General features: G+C 44.6%; 1 protein-coding gene. It reads left to right on the top strand.

The genetic code is table 11. From position 1 onward, the window contains the following. Positions 1-93: 93 nt before the first annotated feature. On the top strand, positions 94-278 hold a 185-nt coding region (locus tag SB773_RS31320; protein WP_410594184.1), incomplete at its 3' end, for a nucleotidyltransferase family protein.

Below are 278 nucleotides of genomic sequence, written 5' to 3'. Positions count from 1 at the left end.
ATCGAGCAATATCGCTTGCTGACGAAGTCTTCACATGAGGTAGGAGTCGGATCAACTTAGGAAATGTAGACGATGAAGGAGGAACTAAGAAAGATGAAGGCAGTAATCATGGCTGGCGGTAAAGGTACCCGTCTACGTCCGTTAACATCCCATACTCCAAAACCAATGGTGCCATTGTTAAACCGTCCTTGCATGGAGTACACGATTGATCTTCTGAAAAAACACGGAATTACAGAGATTGCAGTGACACTCCAATATCTGCCTGATGTCATTCGCAA

Origin of the sequence: Bacillus sp. SIMBA_074 (assembly GCF_046534555.1) — a bacterium.
Taxonomy (GTDB): domain Bacteria; phylum Bacillota; class Bacilli; order Bacillales; family Bacillaceae_G; genus Bacillus_A; species Bacillus_A mycoides.
The sequence above is the reverse complement of the archived record's forward strand: the minus strand, read 5'-3'. Positions and strand labels throughout refer to the sequence as shown.